The sequence below is a fragment of the Olivibacter sp. SDN3 genome (assembly GCF_014334135.1).
Lineage (GTDB): Bacteria > Bacteroidota > Bacteroidia > Sphingobacteriales > Sphingobacteriaceae > Olivibacter.
This window is the reverse complement of sequence record NZ_CP060497.1, coordinates 4655152-4674659: the sequence shown is the minus strand read 5'-3', so window position 1 is coordinate 4674659 and position 19508 is coordinate 4655152. Positions and strand designations below refer to the sequence as shown.

At 39.4% G+C, this 19508-nt stretch carries 17 protein-coding genes; 8 read left to right on the top strand and 9 right to left on the bottom strand.

Annotation, left to right across the window (positions count from 1 at the left end; genetic code table 11):
* Positions 1-25: 25 nt before the first annotated feature.
* From H8S90_RS19725 to H8S90_RS25990, 8 genes are all read left to right on the top strand, one after another.
* Positions 26-835: a hypothetical protein gene (locus H8S90_RS19725; protein ID WP_187339524.1), complete on the top strand. Its 810-nt coding sequence runs from the start codon at positions 26-28 to the stop codon at positions 833-835.
* Positions 835-1248, top strand: a complete 414-nt coding sequence (locus tag H8S90_RS19720) for a DUF5675 family protein (RefSeq protein WP_255501666.1) — start codon at positions 835-837, stop codon at positions 1246-1248. The genes H8S90_RS19725 and H8S90_RS19720 overlap by 1 nt, the downstream gene beginning before the upstream one ends.
* On the top strand, positions 1245-1487 hold the full coding sequence (locus H8S90_RS19715) for a hypothetical protein (RefSeq protein ID WP_187339523.1): 243 nt from the start codon (positions 1245-1247) through the stop codon (positions 1485-1487). The genes H8S90_RS19720 and H8S90_RS19715 overlap by 4 nt, the downstream gene beginning before the upstream one ends.
* Positions 1480-1653 carry a hypothetical protein gene (locus tag H8S90_RS19710; protein WP_187339522.1) on the top strand — a complete coding sequence of 58 codons (174 nt, stop codon included), beginning with the start codon at positions 1480-1482 and terminating at the stop codon, positions 1651-1653. Before H8S90_RS19715 ends, H8S90_RS19710 begins: the two co-directional genes overlap by 8 nt.
* Positions 1654-1729: 76 nt before the next feature.
* Positions 1730-2431 (top strand): hypothetical protein, encoded by a 702-nt coding sequence (locus tag H8S90_RS19705; RefSeq protein WP_187339521.1) that lies wholly within the window; start codon positions 1730-1732, stop codon positions 2429-2431.
* A gap of 431 nt (positions 2432-2862) precedes the next feature.
* Complete coding sequence (locus tag H8S90_RS19700) at positions 2863-3084, top strand: hypothetical protein (protein ID WP_187339520.1); 222 nt, start codon at positions 2863-2865, stop codon at positions 3082-3084.
* A gap of 397 nt (positions 3085-3481) precedes the next feature.
* A complete protein-coding gene (locus H8S90_RS25995; protein WP_222852143.1) occupies positions 3482-4450 on the top strand; it encodes a helix-turn-helix domain-containing protein in 969 nt (322 codons plus the stop codon).
* A 15-nt stretch (positions 4451-4465) separates the two neighbouring features.
* On the top strand, positions 4466-5101 hold the full coding sequence (locus H8S90_RS25990) for an ATP-binding protein (RefSeq protein ID WP_222852348.1): 636 nt from the start codon (positions 4466-4468) through the stop codon (positions 5099-5101).
* Here the strand turns inward: H8S90_RS25990 and H8S90_RS19690 are convergent.
* The 9 genes from H8S90_RS19690 to H8S90_RS19650 form a co-directional block, all read right to left on the bottom strand.
* On the bottom strand, positions 5052-6413 hold the full coding sequence (locus H8S90_RS19690) for an McrC family protein (protein WP_187339519.1): 1362 nt from the start codon (positions 6411-6413) through the stop codon (positions 5052-5054). The genes H8S90_RS25990 and H8S90_RS19690 overlap by 50 nt on opposite strands.
* A complete protein-coding gene (locus H8S90_RS19685) occupies positions 6397-8763 on the bottom strand; it encodes an McrB family protein (protein WP_222852142.1) in 2367 nt (788 codons plus the stop codon). The genes H8S90_RS19690 and H8S90_RS19685 overlap by 17 nt, the downstream gene beginning before the upstream one ends.
* Before the next feature lie 40 nt (positions 8764-8803).
* Positions 8804-9520, bottom strand: a complete 717-nt coding sequence (locus tag H8S90_RS19680) for a hypothetical protein (RefSeq protein ID WP_187339518.1) — start codon at positions 9518-9520, stop codon at positions 8804-8806.
* Positions 9521-9566: 46 nt separating this feature from the next.
* Positions 9567-11129 (bottom strand): AAA family ATPase, encoded by a 1563-nt coding sequence (locus tag H8S90_RS19675; protein WP_187339517.1) that lies wholly within the window; start codon positions 11127-11129, stop codon positions 9567-9569.
* Positions 11126-12442, bottom strand: a complete 1317-nt coding sequence (locus H8S90_RS19670) for a restriction endonuclease subunit S (protein WP_187339516.1) — start codon at positions 12440-12442, stop codon at positions 11126-11128. Before H8S90_RS19670 ends, H8S90_RS19675 begins: the two co-directional genes overlap by 4 nt.
* Positions 12442-13908, bottom strand: coding sequence for an N-6 DNA methylase (locus H8S90_RS19665; RefSeq protein WP_187339515.1), 1467 nt, complete (start codon positions 13906-13908; stop codon positions 12442-12444). Before H8S90_RS19665 ends, H8S90_RS19670 begins: the two co-directional genes overlap by 1 nt.
* Before the next feature lie 86 nt (positions 13909-13994).
* On the bottom strand, positions 13995-17240 hold the full coding sequence (gene hsdR / locus H8S90_RS19660) for a type I restriction-modification system endonuclease (RefSeq protein WP_187339514.1): 3246 nt from the start codon (positions 17238-17240) through the stop codon (positions 13995-13997).
* 183 nt (positions 17241-17423) lie between these two features.
* On the bottom strand, positions 17424-18374 hold the full coding sequence (locus H8S90_RS19655; RefSeq protein WP_187339513.1) for an STING domain-containing protein: 951 nt from the start codon (positions 18372-18374) through the stop codon (positions 17424-17426).
* 1 nt (position 18375) lies between these two features.
* Positions 18376-19434, bottom strand: a complete 1059-nt coding sequence (locus H8S90_RS19650; RefSeq protein WP_187339512.1) for a nucleotidyltransferase domain-containing protein — start codon at positions 19432-19434, stop codon at positions 18376-18378.
* Positions 19435-19508 lie beyond the last annotated feature (74 nt).

Genomic DNA, 19508 nt, shown 5'->3' with positions numbered 1-19508 from the left:
AAGGTGAGTTTAAAATGGTGAAAAAATGGCAAGACAATCAGGTATTATTAAATTGAAAGGTACTATCGGGGATATTACCTTCTACAAGAGTAAAGACGGCTTTTTGGCCAGGCAAAAAGGCGGAATTGAAAAGGAACGTTTTCTGAGTGATCCCAAATTTCAGCGGACGCGTGAGAATGCCGCAGAATTCGGAAGGGCGGGCAAAGCCAGTAAGGCGTTTTGCACGGCCATCCGTCCCGTGCTGAATAAAACACAGGATTCGCGCATGATCTCGAGACTGGTCAAATCCATGATGCAGGTGATCAAAGCGGACCAGATAAGTAACCGTGGCCAGCGTAATGTGCTGGATGGCGAATTGATTCTTCTCCAGGGCTTCGACTTCAATGGCAATGCGCGTTTGAGCGCAACGGTGTATACTCCCTACAACGCATCCATCGCACGCGCCACCGGACTGCTGGATATCAATGTTCCGAGCTTTACGCCGGACAGTCAAATCGTAGCTCCGGGAGGCACCACGCATTTCCGCTTGATTTCAGCAGGGGTTGAAGTGGATTTCGAAAATGAGACCTTCGTACTGGCGCAAAGCAGTTCCGGTGAAATGACCTTTGATAACTTAGCTACAGAGACGGTGAGTTTAAGCAACGATCTCGGTGTGACGGACTCTACCAAACCTTTATTCCTCGTTTTCGGAATTGAGTTCTTACAACAGGTGAACGGATCTTTCTATGCCCTGAACAATGGGGCTTATAACGCATTGAGTTTGGTACTGGTTGATACCGGTATCGATTCAGGAGAAGATGTGGATGAAGGTACAGGTGGGGAAACAGGCGAATAATGATGGTAGTGGTCGAACTGTTGCGGACTTATAGTGAGCAGGGTACGAATGGTGAGGTCTGGATAGATGGCGAATTGATTTGTTATACCATTGAACTGCCCTGGCGCGATAATGTCCGCAATACTTCCTGTATCCCGGAAGGAAGCTATCCACTGGCCAAGCGATACAGCAAAAAGTTTGGCTGGCATGTGGCCGTAAAAGACGTGCCAGAACGCAGCGCGATCTTATTCCATCCAGCGAATGACGCGAAGAAGGAATTAAGAGGATGTATAGCACCGGTTAGCCAACTATCGGGTGCCGGCATGGGAACACAGTCACGATTGGCATTTGACAAATTCAAACAATGTATCTACTCGGCATTGGACCAAGAAAAAGAGGTGAATTTGGTGATTTTAAAAAAGGAAGAAAAATGAACGTAATAGAAAGAGCGCAGGCGCCCACTCCCAAGTTTTTTAAGACCCTGCGCAGCATAGGGCTGATTGTCGCAGCGATGGGAGCAGCAATCGCGACCGCCCCGGTAGCCCTACCGGCGGCAATAGTTACCATTGGAGGTTATTTAACTGTGGCCGGTGGTGTACTCTCCGCTATCAGCCAGGTTACGGTGGATGATAAAGAAACAAAAGAAAATCCGGAGGAGGTTCCCGATGAATAAATCTGCTGTAGGTATGGGAACCTGTGGCGGTTTGCTCATGGGAATTTTTCCCACATTGATCATTGGCGATATTATCCGCACGGTTTTGCTGGCAATCGTTGGAGCAGTGGTCAGTTTTTTTGTATCTTTATTGCTGGCAAATTTGGTGAAACGTAAAAATAAATAAAGTTGTGGTGGCTTTATTCATAACGAAAGCTCGGTAGAAATGCCGGGCTTTTTTTAGTAAAGAATTATGCTTAAATATGGAAAAAACACCGTTTGATAAAATATTGGGAACGATCTATTTGCTTTATTATAAAGCTAAAATAGATTTAGGCGAAGCGCATCTTACGCGTAGTCCTAAAGGTTATTTACAAAAATTTGGAGTAGAGATGCCATTCAGATGTGATTTAGATATCCTGGACTATCTGATCGGGCACAGATCTTCAATATATAACGCAATGTCCAGAAAAAGCTGGATATTATACGTCTTAGAAATTACAAAGATCTTGTCCAATAACGGGGCTTTTGGTATAGGGAAACTGTATAACAAAATACTCAACAAGAATATTAATATTAACGTGTCGCTAGACTGTTTTAAACCGATATTAACAATACTAGAATCAAAGGATACTTCCAGTACAACCCATAAGTTGAAGATTCTTCGAGATAAATATTATGCGCATACAGATGCTGAAGTTGGGCGTTTGACAGACCAATTATTTCCGACCTATGATGAAGCTTGGGATCTCATGCTTGTAATAGAGCAATTTCTAAGAGACATTTATGCTCAAAAGGATGTGGATATAGACTTAGAGATCCACAGACATCTTCATAGTTATTTACGAGAGTTTAAGAGGACATACCAATATTTCAAAACGATAGAAGACATAGCTGAAAAACATATGTTACGGCATCGTTTTGGCGAAGAAAAGAGCGATATATATTTCAACTCATTGGAATAACCTATTCCAAAAGAAAAAGAGAAAAAAGAAAGTATTTCCTAAATGTATGCTGGCTAATAAAGCAAGTTTTTTCAGTAAAATACTACCGCCATTAGGCGGATGGAGATTTTCCTGAAAAGCTCGTCCTTGAACTTGCTGTTTAGCCAGCTCATATTATTTTTACTTTACTTTTTTTTCTTTCTATACGTATTTCTATTCCAAGGATTTTATTTGGAAACGAAATTTGCGAAGCTCGTACCGGGAAACGGCTGGTAAATGGGTGCAATGAGCGTAGCGGGTTGCATCCATTTACCAAGCATCGCGAGCCGTCTGCGAGTGGAGCGAGGGTGCCGGGCTAAGAGGACGTAGTATCGGGGAACGGCAAATGTAGGTGGGTTTGGCTGGCGGTATTTTTGATGTTTAGAATTGCGTCTTGGGTATTCTCAAAAATAGTGACAGCCGAAAGCTCGCCTACACAAGGTGGACTAGGCATGCCTTGGGCTGTGCTGCTTTTGGATCTGCCTATGGCCACCGCAGCCCGAGCGACCCGCAGGCGAGCCAAATACGAAGCGGCGGTGGATGGAATGGTGCTGAATGACAGGGAACGGAATGGAGCGAAGCGAAAAGAGTACGCTGGAGTGAAGCTTCATGACAGACAGAGCAGCCGCCTATGAGGCGGACGACTGATCCGGCAAAGATGATGACAATCTGCGTAGCACCCGAAGGGCAAATAGGCGCTATTTCAATGCCTTAAAAATAAACACATCATGAATAGGGCCTATTTGGATTGGCAACATTCTTTGCGGAAGGAGGACGACGAATGCCTTATTTCCTGTGTGGTGGGTGTGCAATGGATAAAAGCAAGGGTATGACCGAGAGAGATGATGAGGGAAGGATGAAGGAAATCAGCAATCGAGGGAATACGCTTGCTGTGGGTTTCCGTAGGTGGGTGAATGCCTAGAGTGAGGTACGAACGAAAGGCATGAACCGACCGGAGGAATTGGCTTTTGTATTTTCTTTCTTATCTTCGTTTAATCAAATTAATTTTCCTAACACTGTATTTTAGAACAGATGGCTTTACCCGTTAATATTGAAGATCTTTTACATGGACAGGTAGTGGAATGGGAACGTTTGGAATTTAAACGTGGGTGGAATCCGGAAGAGGTAATCCATACGATCTGTGCTTTTGCCAATGATCTCAATAATTGGGGCGGCGGATATATCGTTATTGGTATTGCTGAGCAAAACGGACAAGCTGTTTTTCCTGCAGAAGGAATTGATCCGCAACGAATAGATAGCATCCAAGGTGAAGTTTTATCGCTTGCTAACCAGCTTCAACCAAACTATTTTCCACGGATGCAGCCATATGTATTAAACGGACGGCACATACTCGTGCTATGGTGTCCAGCTGGTGATCATCGTCCTTACACAGCTCCAAGTACACAAGGCAAGGGTGCTCAACGCTATTCCTATATCCGTTATGGCTCACGGAGTATCATCGCCAAAGGAGAAAACCTGCAACGTTTAATTGAGCTGACCGCACGTATTCCTTTTGATGATCGTATTAACCGACAGGCCACAATAAATGATTTTGATTTGGGATTGATACAGGCGTTTTTGCAGGAAATAAAAAGCAACCTTTATGAGGAAAGCCAAAAAATGTCCCTAGCCGAATTGTCCAGGAGCATGCACATCGCCAAAGGAGCTAATGAAGATCTTTATCCTGTTAACGTTGGCTTATTATTTTTCAATCGTACACCCGAAAAGTTCTTTTCCCGCGCTTGGATTGAGCTGGTGGTTCATCGAGACGATAGCGGACGGTCATTTAGCGAGCATTATTTTAAAGGGCCATTACATATACAATTGCGTGATTGCCTTGCTTTCCTAAAAGCGACAGTCATCCATGAAAATGTAATCAAAGTATCTTATCAGGCCGAGGCTATCCGCTTTTATAACTTTCCTTATGAAGCTGTTGAAGAAGCACTATCTAATGCCGTATATCACAAGAGCTATGAAATCGGAAATCCAATTGAAGTATAGGTATGGCCAGATAAAATCGAAATATTAAGCTTTCCGGGTCCAATTCCACCCGTGGATGTTCAAATACTAAATCACCAAAGGCGGATAGTTGCCCGGGATTATCGGAATCGTCGTATCGGTGATTTTTTAAAAGAATTGGACCTTACTGAAGGACGAGGTACAGGTTTTCCAACCATATACCGCACTATGCATAAAAACGATTCTCCTGATCCTATTTTTGAAACCGATGATCAAAGCACCCATTTCTTGACTATTCTACCTGCCCGTCAAGAAAAAAGTGACCAAGCTAGTATCGAAGTTAAAGATTTGGTATTTAAAGAATTAGGCGATGTTGTGGCTTTTTTTAAATTACCGAGTAACCAAGCTAGTAACCAAGCTAGTAACCAAGTTCAAGAGGTAATCAATAGAACGGTACATGATAAAGTTATCCCTATTTTAGAAACTGCCACACAATGGGTTTCTAGCAGAGATTTACTTACTCAAATAGGTCTTAGTGTACAGTCCAAGAATAAAAACCGTTACCTAACTCCACTGCTTAAAATAGGATGGCTTCAACTGGAATATCCTGAAAATCAAACCCACCCTAATCAGCGGTATAAGATTACTGAAGCTGGAAATAGGTATTTGGAGTTTGTGAAGTCGATAGGTTAGCTAATAAAACCAACAATGAGGTATAAAGTTCGCTATCTATATTTTGATGGCCAAAAAGCGACCAAAACGGAATTTCTGCTGCTGTGACTTTAATAACTTGGGATTGATGAGCATTCGAAATATGAAAGATATCCGGTTCACTCAAAATATCACACTGATTAGGATATAAGAGTAGTACACTGCTACAGTCTCTTCGAAATGCATAGGAAGTCATTTGGTACAGATCATTTTGCGCTATCCCTTTTTTCTTATCCTCTTTAAAATTACCTCGCAACTTATACTTAGTGTCAACGATAATTTTAATCGATTTATCTTTCTTCGACACTAAAAAAATATCATGTTGCATCTGAAACGCCTTTTCATCCGTCAAGTACATATCTGATTTTTGATATTTCACTTCCCAATCTTCCGAAAAATAACGTTCGAGAAATCCTGCAATGAAATCCTCGAACACATATTCCATCGGCAAAAGTAGAGACCAATGCTTTGAATCCTCATAATGGTGATTATAGATATGTTGCTCTAATACCATACGACACAACCCGATTGTTGTTTGATAGTCCTGATAAAACGGACTGATTGGAATATGGTCTAAAAAAGAGGCCTGGCACACCTGATCTTCTGCCTCATCCAATATGAAAATAATATCCTCCAACTTTTGACGGGTTTCGGGAAATGAAGATTTGGCCAATAGTAACCGAGCGACATATTTAATCGTCCGATTAAGGCGATTATCGAATTCCATCGGCTGATGGTCACACTCCAACATATGAAAGTTACCATTAGCTATGCTGTTTGAGATATAACGGTTGAAGTTTATCGAACCTTTTGGCTTCAGCATAGCCTCTTCCATGTCTTGATAAAGTGAAATCGGATTTGTGGAAACAACTCCGTGAAATTGATTAGCGATCAAATTTAGGATCAATTCGGGTAGATCGATATCTTGTAAGTTACTCAGGTTTACGTCCGTGAAAGGAAACTTCCATTTTCGACAATAGTCAAACCAATAAAAGAGATGTTTAAGCATCACACTCTTCTCCATATTAGCCCCACGAAATATTTTCGGATATATCTCGATGGATTCATACTCGCTTTGAAGGAATCCAATAAAATTTCTTGCTCTCGCAGTATTACCGTCAAACCGAAGTATACCTTGCCGAGTAACATTATCTTCAGTCAGGCTGAGTGAAGTTGAAGCCCCATCTTCATAACTGTAATAGACTTTCCAAACCGCATGAAGGTATCCCTCCAATTCCTTTCTGGAAGTGACGTCGAAAGATGGTCCGAATTCGAAGCTAGTTATGCGTTTCATCGAACATAGTCGCATTTATAATCCAGATATAACGCTGCGTATTATATTCTGCATTAATACCTGCAGCCTTCAAAATAGATTGAACTTCTTCTGTGCGTCCGGAAAAATATTCCATCAGCAGAGGAATGACCTTTTTGAGCAAAATTGTCTCCAGGGGTTCCGTTTTCATAAAATAGCCATGGCCGATAAGAAAATCGGCTGTTTTCTTACGTGTATAGATGGCTTCATTAACTCTTTGCAATACGTTACTGTGCGCAGCATTAAAGTTAGCTAATGTTTCATAATCTGGATAATATCCTTCGAACTCAAAACGGCGACGAAGCGCAATATCTACTAAGGCAATTGATTTATCGGCTGTATTCATCGTACCGATAATATAAACATTGGGGGGAATACTGAAATCAGGCTCACCATTCGGCAAAGCTAAGGCCAGTGCATTTTCTGCTCCCATACGCTTATCGTCTTCGAGCAGGGTGATCAGTTCACCAAATACCTTAGATATATTGGCTCGGTTGATTTCGTCAATAATGATTACGAAGTTTTTCAACGGGGTATTGGCTGATACAGGCTGTTGCAGCTCCTGAACCCGTTGTACTAACGGCTTATAATAAGCTCCCAAACCAGAGTGAAACTGTCGTTTTCCTTCAACAATTGCTTTTAACGTATCTACGCTTAAGGTATGCCGATCAGAGCCGTTTGGTTTTTTAAAGCGTATGGTGCCATTGTCAACGTCTGTAATGGTAAAAGCGTTACCACCTTCCATTGGTATATCAATTGTCTGACCCTTTTCTAGTGGAGCAATCAAATCTTCAAAGACAATGTCGAATGATTTTACTTCCTGCTTGTTATTTTTGTAAGCAACGTAATTTGCTTTTGCCCGTTCTACCAATCGATAGAAAATTCCTTTATGCGGTTTGAAGGTCAACTGTTCGGTATCCGTATTAGGTTTAATACCCACCATAAAATCCTCGTAGGAATATCCTTGATGGAAGGTGACAAACTCTATTTGTCCTTCTATTCTCAGTTGGTCAAATATTAATTTATTTTCTGCATGATTTCCAGATTCCCCTGTAGCTATGTGTACGGCTTTATCAATGCTATTATAGGTCTTTCCCGTCCCCGGAGGTCCGAAAAGTATTTGGTTTAACGAACCTTTGTCAACCATATTATCCAGCTCTTTTTTTTTCGTTTCTGAAATATTCAATAATTCTTGAAGTTTATTGATCGAATCCTTAGCGGTAAGCTCAACAAAAGTGGTCTGCAAACCTTCAGAAATTTGGATGTCATTGATATCCTTAGCCAACCATTCAACGGGCTTTACATGTGCAAAAACTAATGATGCATCGTAATGGTACCTATCATCAAGCGCCCGCGCTATAGCTTTCACCGTATGTCCCTCCATAGCAACGACATAATCATTGCGATTTAAGTCCGTGGCGAAATTAAGAATCTCTCCTGCTTTACGCGAAGATGTTCGTTTATCTTGATCGTATGTTTGAATAAGTTCTTTTTGAAGCGCTGACTTATTCAGGGTAGGTAACTTGTATAAATCTCCCAAATCATTCCATCCGATGGATACGACATTATTTTCATACATTTCTTCTAATACGCTTTGTTTATTCCTGCCTGAGGTAGTTCCGACACGCCAGAACCGGTGTTTCTTCTTACCTCGATCAGCGTATAGCCACGCTTCATAAGATAATTGATAAAATGGAAGATTAAATGACTCCTTTGCAGCCGCATTAATTTTCTTAATTTCATCTAAACTTCTAAATTTAGTTTGGATGCCTTTCTCGGCCAATAGGGGTAAGACTACTTTATTGAGCGGCAAATATTTTTTCGGCTTTAACAAGAACAATCCTTCAGTAATCTTAGTCCACCCTATACTTTGAATGGTGATAACATCTTGCAAAATATCATCACTAAGACGGTCTTCCATGACGGCATCAAAAAAGGCCCATAATCTGGTTATTTCTTGATTATGGCGATCCCGCTTATATGGAAATAGCCATACTTTCTGCGCATTAGATGTTGGTATACCACAAGCATCATATATCTCAATGCCCAAATTCCATAACTTAGAAAGATTGTTCATCAATTGGACACGCTTGTTATCCCCATATTTGTTTAGATAGGAAAGAAAAGTCAATGGATCTATTTCATCTAATAGGATATCACCGTTTTCGTCTTTATCATTCAGTTGATCCACACCAATTTGTGCCAGTACATCAATCAAACCAACCTGATTGTGTTTATAGGTAGCTAACATCTCCACCACCTTCTTGTAGAATGGCACCCAGCTGTATAGGTATTTTGTGTTCTGAACTGCTCTTATTTCTTGTGGTTCCATAGATCGGTAAATTGGTTTTGATTATGTTATAATATATGGATTACAAAAAATCACTAAAATTCGCCTTTACCATATTGACATACTGATCGTTTTTTTCAATGATTTCATGTAATCTTCTGAGGAGAATATCTACAGCCTTTTCTCTACTATCTATGTCTACTATTGAATTCACGACGTTTCTTAATGTAAATAGGTCTTTCAATTTCTCTTTTCTCACCTCATTTAAGGCTAGTCTGTCTAATTGTAAATATTCAATTGTTTTTCTTCCTCGATATGTAATCCCTTGAGGAGTTTCTTCATAAAAAGTGATGTGTAATTCAGGGTCCTCTAACGTTGGATTAATAAAAACGGGAAGTTCGGCTTCGACATTGTAGTTATGTGTAACATTAGCTCTAGCCGTTTCGTTTACTAAAGGAAAATTATTACCTTTTATTCTTTGATTGCACATCTGACAACTAAGCATTAAATTATTCCATTCGTAAGCCAAAAAGTAATAACCTGGCTTTTTTTTAGTCTTCGTACCATTATCATTTTCTTTCGACCATTCAGCCTTTGGTCTAAAATGCTCTACGTCCCCGTCAGAGATATGTGTTACTTTTGATTCACAAAAACAACATTTATGATTCTGAATACGAACTAATGCACTTTTAACATCTTGATGAGCATAGACATTAGACTTGAAGATATCCTTACTTTGTTTATCATCGAAATATGTATTATCAGCATCATAATTGGCACACAATATTTGTGTTTCCACAACTCCATCAGTTAATAGAACGTTTGGAATTGGTTCAGCTATTCTATTAATGTAAATCATCCTTATTCGCCAATTTGTTGAGAAAAGCTAAACTCTCTATTTCAGTAATAGTCTCGCCAAGTGGTAGATATCCAAGTTCGTCCTCCAACTCCTTTAGTTTCATTTTATCTGCATCCGTCAGGTCACCTTTTCTAATAATCTCTTGCTTTAGTTTGAGGAAATCATCTGTATTTATTGGTCGAGTATTTTCAATTCCAAAATATTTACTAGCAAGCACCTGATCTATTCTCCAATTGGAAATAATTTGCGGATCATTATCGATTTGAATATTTTCTTCCTCGTTTAAGTGATATAAGAGGATATCAAATTTACCCTCCACAGCCTGGACAATTAATGGGCTATGAGTTGCAACAAAAATATGTGAATTATCGTCGTTGAGATTAAAATTAGTCAATAGCTTAATGTAATCTCTTTGCCATTTAGGATTTAAATGTGTGTCAGGCTCATCTAACAAAAAAAGACAGTCATCTTTACCAGTAATTAGAACTAACCCGAGGACAGTGACCAACTGCTGTTCTCCTTCGCTTAATTCCGCAAATTCATAAATAAGGTTATTCTTATTTTTCACTTTCAGATGAATCGATGAGAGAAGACCTGCACAGTATAGAGTCTCAAACGCATCAAAAAAATCAATGGGCTTCGGGAAAATTTCCTTGAGTTTATTTGTTAGCTTGATACTGTTAAGCTCTAGATACTCTTTGGACAGTCTATCTTTTTCCTTCTCTTCGTAGTATATTGGAGCTTCGTCATTCTCTTCATAAAGTAATTGAAGAATTTTATTCGCTTTACCTTTTGCATTCCAAAATGGAAAAATGTTCGAATCGTTTATTTGTAGATTTTCTTCCAACTGATTAACCCCATAAACTTGGTGTTCCTTTCTCCTTGGATCAAACCAATCTGGACTGTTAAGTCGTATACCAAACTCCTCTAATTCATGAAAACTTAGGTAATTGTCAAGTAGATCATTTACACATCTTGAAAAGCTGTTGTTATCATTGCGATATAATAAAAGTGTCAGCAAGATCATTTGACCATGAAAGTTTTCAGCAAAAAACATTTTCCGAAAACCACTGTCAAGCCCCTTATTACTTTTCAAATCTTTTATGATAGTTTCCTCATATGGTTTAATCGTTTCTCTAATGCGTTTATTTTCACCTGAGTAGTAGCCAACTACGTAATCTGGAAGATAGCTAATTTGCTTGTTTTTTCTGAACTCAGAAAAATTAATATCCTCAAAATCGTGCTGGTCGCCGATTTTTTTAACATAGACGTGAAACTCACTTTTTAAACTATTTATTTTAATGTCTAAACCTTTGCACTGATAGTGTATTTTATATTCAAAATGCCTACTGTCATATGGCCAATCTTCGTAGTCGGACAGTGTATCCATCAAATCTAGATCTCGGAATATCAACGATAATGCTTCTAAAAGATTAGATTTTCCAAAACCATTTTGACCAACCATCAAGGAAATCAGATCAGTATCGAATTTCAGTTCAATATTTTCTACATTTTTATACTTAGAAATCCACAATGATTTTATTTTCACGCTTTACCTCGCTTTCCTTTAGACTCTTTCTTCAGTGCTAAAATCTCTTGCAATAGATCCTTAGCATCACCATCCGTAGGAAGTTGCGGAACCAACTCACCTCTGAAAGCTTTGTGCAAGATGACTTGGGGTAAGTTGTCAACTTTTTCTTTGAGTTTCTGGTAGCGAGCTTCGATAGTATCGGCTTTGGCAAATAGGCTTTCTACACGACGGACGATTTCTTGTTGTTCACTAACTTCTAAATCTGGAATATCGAGTTCTTGGATCTCCTTACTATTAATGTTATTAACACCGCTGGTAGAACGAGATGTGTCGATCATTTGACTTCTAATGAAATTTGATTTGAAGATATAGTTTAAATATCCTGCGTCATAATTTTCATTAAGTCTAATACGAATTAAATAACCTGCATACGAGTAATTTTCATGCTTACTAGATATGATAGCGCTCTGACCGACAAGCGACACACTTCCATTTGATCTGATTATCAATATATCGTTTTCCCGTAACCTAAGTGTGTTATATTCCTTTTCGTCCAATACAGAATATTTTAAATCTTTATCATTTATCCCTCCATTTTCTATATTAGGTATCCTTAATATTGGAGTTCCACTAATGCCATACTCCGATTTTTTAGATGTGCCGTATTTTATATCAATTAGAAACTCCTTTAGTTTTGTTGTACCTTTTTTGTTTTCCACAGCCTGCGTCAAAACCTGCTGACGGAACGCTTTAAGCAATTGTGGAATGCGGTCGAGGGCTTTTTTTATTTTCTCATGCTGTGCAAAGAGTTTATCAAGTTTAGCGACCATGCGTTCTTGTTCGGGGAGTGGAGGGAGAGGTATTAATGTATTGGAAGCAAACTTCGTATTAATTCCTCCTTGAGCTGCACCTGCAAAGTTCACCATTATCCTTTCTTGTCCATCCTTACTTCTCATAAAATAATAGACTACTTTAGGATTAATTTCTTTGTAAGGCCTACAAATAAAAACATGTTCATTTACAAATGCTGTATCAAATGGAAAGTTTATGCCAACAAAGGATGTTTTGCCTGTGGTGGCACCATCCTTTACTATCAATACATCATTATGTAAAATCCTTCCTCTTAACAACTTTTCAGCAAATTCTTTAGGAACGTATTTAATATTCTTGAAATTAAAGCCTCCGTCGGACGTTAAATGTTCTCCACCTATGCTTGGAACACCTTCCAAAATTCCCTGAACACCACCTTTAGGTCTAATTCCAGTTTCAAGAGTTTGTAGTAAGTTTAATAATTCCGTTTCAACCCATCCCTTTGGCAATACCTTTTCCATTAGCTCAACTCCTTTATCAAATCGTTCAACTCTTTTGTAATGGCATCCAGTTCTACTAACGCTTCACGAGCGATGTCAATCGGCTCGCCGAGATCGTCACCATTGCTTAATGAACTATCGGCTATTAGTCCAATATCCAGCCAATCTCCTTTAGCTGCAATCGCCTCACGGGAGAATATTTGCCAGCGATGATCTTCTTTTGCTATTTCAGCACGTTTGGCTTCATCGATATCACCTTGCCAGCCATTTTTTACTTCATCGATGGAAATACCTCCGGTATAAGCTTTCACAAAATCTGCAAAGGCTGCACGGGTGAAGGGTGTACGCTTGCCAAAGTTCGGCGCGTTCGTCCGCATGTCGTATACCCATACATTTTTGGTGTTCCCGGTTTCTGTTTTTCCACGGGTAAAGAACAGGACATTGGTCTTGACACCAGCTGCGTAAAAAATTCCTGTGGGCAGGCGCAGTATGGTATGCAGGTTGCACTTATCCATCAGGTCGCGGCGGATCTTCAAACCATCCCCATCTTCAAAAAGGACATTGTCCGGCAATACTACAGCGGCACGAGCTTTGCCGTCCTTTTTAAGTGAGCGGTAGATATGTTGAAGAAAATTGAGCTGTTTGTTGGAGCTTAGAAAAGTTAAATCAGTACGCGATGGACGTTCACCGCCTTTCTTAGTGCCAAATGGTGGATTCGCCAATACACCATCATAATTTTTGAAAGCCTCACCATCTTGGCTTAACGTATCCGTCATAGCAATCGATGATTCAATACCATGCAGTTTCGCATTCATCAGCGCTAAACGATGGGCATCCTGCACCAATTCACAGCCCGTAAAAGCTTCGTACTTTTGAAACTCCCGTTCTTTGTCATTTAGTTTAAAATAGTCATCCGTTTTTTGTTTGAGATAATGATCAGCAGCAATCATAAATCCAAATGTACCCGCTGCAGGGTCGTTCCAACGTTCACCAATCTTTGGAACAATTAAATCAACCATTACATTGATTAAAGGCCGAGGTGTAAAATATTGACCGGCACCGGATTTTTTTTCGTTCGCGTTTTTCTCCAGTAATTCCTCGTAGATCGTTGCAATCTTATCTTTCTCTGTATCTTCGAACCAATCAATGTTATCAATGGCCGTCACCAGCGTACGCAAGTTGACCGGTTTGCGCAGCATGCTCGATGCATTGGTATAAATCTCCTTGATCGTCGCATTTTCTGAATCGGCCGAAATGTTTGCTAACAAATCTCGGTAGGTGTCATATAGCTCTTTATTGTCTTTAATTGCTTTAAATCTACTCCAACGGTATTTTTCCAGAATATCCTGTTCGAAGTTTTTAACTTCCGAAAGTTTGAGAAAGAGGATATAAGTCAGTTCATTTAGGTATTGGTGATAGGTTACTCCGTCATCACGAAGGACATTACAGAGATTCCAGAGTTTTTGTGCTATTTCTTCTGCGCTCATTATTTTGTTGTTAATAAGCCAATCGGCTCTTTTTCAGATACTAATTTTGTGTTAAAGAATACTTTCAGTCTACTATTTATTTCGTATTAGGCCGTTTGGTTGCCACCGTACATATAGCTGTTGATCTTTTGCAGTATATCCGGCAAATGGTTGTCAAAGCGTTGATTGATCCGGTTAAAACCGCCGTAAGTGGAAACAAAGGGTTCTTTATCCAGATCGTCGACGGTGACCACGGATTCTGCAATCATCTGTGCTTCTATACGAACCAGCAAGTTCTTTTGTGGTACCGTCCAGTTTTGTTCACTGTAGAGCTTTTGAAAAGCTTGCCTTACGCGGTCTTCCTTGCTAACCAATTCCGAACCTAATATAAGCGTGCGAATATAGGCAATAATATCGGCCGCTACATCTTGCTTTTTGGTAGATTTCCATGCTTCGCGTAATGTACGAACAGTATAACCTTTTGTATCCAGCAAGATTAATAACTCTTTCAGGTCGCTACGCTTTAATTGCGTTGGCGCCGTAGCAATCAGTTTCAGAGATGCAATATTATTCTGGTTTTCTTCAATAAACTGTTTAAAACCTTCAATATAGTCTTCCGGTTTATCAGAAGTACCGTAACCGGCAACTACTTCACGCAACTCATCTTCATGGTTGGAGTAAAACTGTCTTGCGGGAGCCGACTTGAATTCGTCCAGGTATTTCCAAAGGTCATTGCTGTCCGTCAGCAATTTGACCTGTTCAGGTAAGGTTTTTTCACGTATACTATGGATGAATTCATCCAAGGAACCTACACCGGTGAAATAGTTGATCTTCTCGTTGTCGATACCTGTTGACCGCTTTTTGCGTTGCAGTTTGGCGATGATCTGATCCACTTGTTGCGCAGCACGTTCGTCTGTCTGGATGTGCCGGAATTCGCTGCTTAAGGTTGCAAAGTTTGCTGACGGATTAACTACTAAGGGTTTCATTTCTGTATAATCCTTAATACTTTCATAGAGGTTGACTGCGTCGAACACTTTAAAACTTTCCTTATGGATCTCCGGACATAAGCGTGTAGCTCGTCCGATCATTTGGTCATACAGGATACGGGATCGAATACGGCGCATGAAAACCAGATTACATATTTTAGGAACATCGATACCAGTGGTCAATAGATCAACTGTAACAGCGATGTTGGGATATTGCTCATTTTTATACCGTTTCACTTTATCCTCGGGCTGGTCCGATTTTCCGGTAATCTTCGCCACCGCATCATCTGGTATAGGGATACCAGCTACAGCGAACTCTTCCTTAAGAATTTTAACAATCATATCAGCATGCTCATCGGTAGCAGCAAAGATTAATGTCTTGGCCTCGCCATCCGGATCAAGTTGATTTACCAATTCGCGGAGTACGGTTCGATTGAAATTCTCGGTAATGACCTGCTTATTGAATCCTGAGACATCAAATTTAAGTTCGTCATCCAGCTCATCCAATTCAATAATTTGATTTCCTTCTTTGTCGTATACCGTTGGTCTTTCTCCTTTTTCCCATACAATACCTTCTTCGGAGAGTTTGGTTTTGATCATGATCGGTGGATCCTGGTCCACCAAATAACCATCCAGTACCGCTTCCCGTAATCCATAATTGAATACGGGCTTATTGAAAATCTCTGTCGTATGCAATGCTGGGGTAGCTGTTAATCCTATCGCAAAGGCATCGAAATAATCTAACACCTGGCGGTACTTACTAACGTAATCATCCTGATCTTTAAAATCCAGCTCTTCGTCATCCATTTCTTTGTCTAACAAATACCCGCGGTGCGCCTCATCCACGATGATGCAGTCGTAGGTATCGATGCTTAGCGACTTTTGTTCATCATCATGATAAAACAGTCGTTTCACCATACTCTGTACCGTAGCAAAGTGAATTCGGCTGTCCACATCCGGCCACCAGATTCTAAGGTTATCAATGTGATAGATATCGTTGAAGCTCTTTAGATCATCCACTTTGTAATCTTTAAAACCATCTAAAGCTTGCTTAGCCAATAAGGTACGATCAACCAAAAACAAGATACGTTTGAAACGGTTGGTCTGTATGAGACGATAAGCCAATCCGATAATCGTACGGGTTTTACCAGTTCCGGTCGCCATGGCCAATAATGCCCGGTCCACTTCCGGATGATTAATGACGATAGTTTCTACGGCTTCAATGGCCTTGATTTGATAGTCCCGTAAACTAAGGCCTGTTTTTGATTGTAAAAAGTCCAGTGAATTTGCTTGCAATTTTTTATTAGCCAGGGCTATATCTTGTTCGAATTTCTTTCGTAGATCATCCGGACTATGAAATCCTTTGATAGATTTGGAGTTGTTGTATGTCTCCCGCACATCGAGATACCATATACCACTTTTCGTCGCAATCTGTTGGAGGTATTCCCTTCCATTGGTGGAGTAAAGGAACGGCACTTTATAACCTTGCCATTCTCCCAATATTTCAATCCCTTCCTGTGGAATAATGTTCAGCGCGTAGCGCTTGCTTTGATCCAGGTTGGTAGAGATGTCTTGTCCGTATTTTTTTGCCTCGACCACGCCATATAGGCTGGTACCGATAAATAGGGCATAATCTGCATAACCACCTTTTACTGGCCATTCGGCAATAGCCATGTTACGGCCTTTCTCCGGTTGGGTTTTATGAATTTTAGCGTTTAGCAATTTTGTATCCGCTTCCCAACCCATCTTCCGCAAATTGACATCAATGAGTTCGCGCGTTTGCGCCTCGTCCATATCTAATTTAGAGGCGGAGCGTTTTGCCCGCTCGGTAAAGGCCTGTCTTTGTTCCTGGCTAACTGTTTTCTGTTGTAAGATTAATTGGTCGTATTGTTCTTTTAGCGCTTTGTTTTCTTGTTCCAATAGGTATAAAGCATGGCGCGCATCGAGGTTTTCGGGTTTATGGAATTTGATATCCGCAATATTCCTGTTCTTAACGGAATAGGATTCGTAAAACCATTTACCTAGTTTGAATGCTGAAAAAAGCGACGAAGTCGCCTCGTCAGTGGTGCCTTTATATTCATGGACGGCATCATTTCCTTGTTTCCGAAGAATGGTAAAATAATCGTAGACATTACTGGGTAATATTCCTTGGTTTCGGAGCAGGTACACCAGGTTCTGGAATTTGCTGTCTTCGGGCAAGTCCATACCGTAGGTATCAAATATCTGCTTGGCCATGTATTCCCCATACTGACGCAATTTGAATAATGACGTCGTTGGATCTTGATATAAGTTATATTCCGCTGCTTTTGCCAGATTAAATAGCAACGGGAATTCTTCTTCTAAAAAATGGAAACTGGTTTCGGCCATGCGTTATTATGGTTTCATACGTTCATTACAACCAAATATAATGAAAAAGCTCTTTTTATGCGATTTAAAAGCAAAGACAACCGTTCATATGCCTTGGAAAATTGTTCGTGCAAACATGTCATATACATATACCTATTCATTGTGTATTTTTTAAAACCTGACAAACCATTGGTTTTGAAACATTTACTTCAAGTCCCTTTCATTGATAACCGTTGTTAAATTATTGTAACCATCCCGGAGAGCAAGCTTATTCAGCGTATAAACAAACCTATCAAATTCCCTGTTCAAAATAGATTCATAGTCCTCGGACATAGCGTTAAAGTCGTACGGCAGTAAATTGGAAATTGCATAATTAATTCCAGACAAAACCGTAGGAAAGTCTATAACAAATAATTTTCCATCTTTAACCAAGATCTCCACATCGATATGTCTAGGTCTGCCCAAATAATCAAAAGTCAGCTTCTTCGTTTGAAACTTCTTTTTCAACGTCTGAAACTGGCCATTTACGTCAGATGTCAATTTTTCTGGAATGATGATTTTTATTATACAATCCTCATATTTTTTCCCATCGTCATTTACGATCCCGTTGTTTTTGATTATGTGTAGACAAGTTGGTTTTACAAAGTTTTCATAATAAACGGCTGCTAGGGTCGAAGAGGGGAAAAAGTTAATTCCGGAATCGATTTGATTTCTGAATAAATCCTTAATTTGACTTATCGCATTGGTGAATGTATCCATTTTGTTTCTTTCAAAACGTGCCAATGAAATACCTTTAATATCTGATAAAAGCTTGATGTCTTTATCAATTAAAAAAGCGCAGTTATTTAATCCTAACCTTCCGATAAATAGCCCCAATTCGAATAATATGTTATCCCTTGGCTGCAGATATTCGTCTCCTCTAACTTCGACTTTGTCGTCCTTGGTGCCGATAAGAATCCCAAAGTCAAATTGCAAAGTAGCTCTAATCAGGTCGTTTAAATAATTATTGTTAAGTTTAAAAACGGATTTTTCCCATACATCTTCATTCCATATTGTCACTTCAAAGTCTTGTTCAAATTCCAAAATAGTTTTGGCTGCATTTGCTAAGCCGAGCTCTTCGCTTGAAGATCCGATAAATATTTTTTTCTTTCTCATCTTATAATTGGGTTTTTAAATCATTTAAAACGAAGCTTACTTCACCCATCAAGTTCCTTAGGGATTGTAATTTTCCGGAATTATTTCTAAAGATATACTCTCTCCCATCTACGGAAGTTAAGTTATCTGCCGAATGTCCGTCAGTCGCAAGCTTAATAAGTTTGTTCAGAACTACACCCACAAGCATGTATTTATTTAAATCTTTATAGGTACTGATATCAATGTCGTAGCAAATAGCGTTAAAATCAAAGCTGCTTAGTTCAATTTCCTTATCGCTATCAGCCTTAATGTTTTTCAGAAGACGAATCATTTTTTTTAATCTTCCCTGTGTATCGGCACTTCGGTCATTAATACGCTTTATACTTAAAAATGGATAATCGACATCACCTTTTGAATGTAATTGTTTGTTATAGACCTGAATTCCACGATAATCATCATTTTTGTCATTGATGACAGATTTTACGTCGTCATACCAGTTCGCTATGACAATGTCTACGTCACGCTTAAGATGTTGATTAGTAATCTTAATGGACTTAGGACGAGTAATATCGTAGATCTCATACTTATCTTTAAGTTTATGCTCCGAATGTAGGCGATTTTCCCGTAGATCTTGAAGAGCAATATCAGTTCCGTAACCCCCACCTTGCAACTGACTTTTTAGACTATTAATTTGGGACTCTTTGAGATAGATCATTTGGTTGTAATCGGATAATGCTTTTTCAATACCGGCACGATCAAACGTATAGAACTTATCCGTAATGACCAATAAATCAATATCGCTAGTTCCTTTAATATGAGTATTAGTCATTACGGACCCTTGATACCTGTAAACAACATCAGAAAGTGTTTCTTTAAGATGATTTTTAACTCTTTCGCCTGCTAGTTTGCTTTTTTCAGTATATGCAGGATCCACTCCATTCATAGCCAAGGTTATATACCTCAATAGGTCATTGTATTGAACGGAAGAAAGTTCATCGGAAAAAGATTTCTCCAAAACTAAATTTTCTGGATTTGACCTTTGCTGGATGCTGGCAGCTAATTGATTGTAATTTTTATTCATAATTTAATGAGTAAAGTAAAAATATTTTCTCTTATTATTTTGCTAACTATTTAAGACAAAGATGGATCGATATT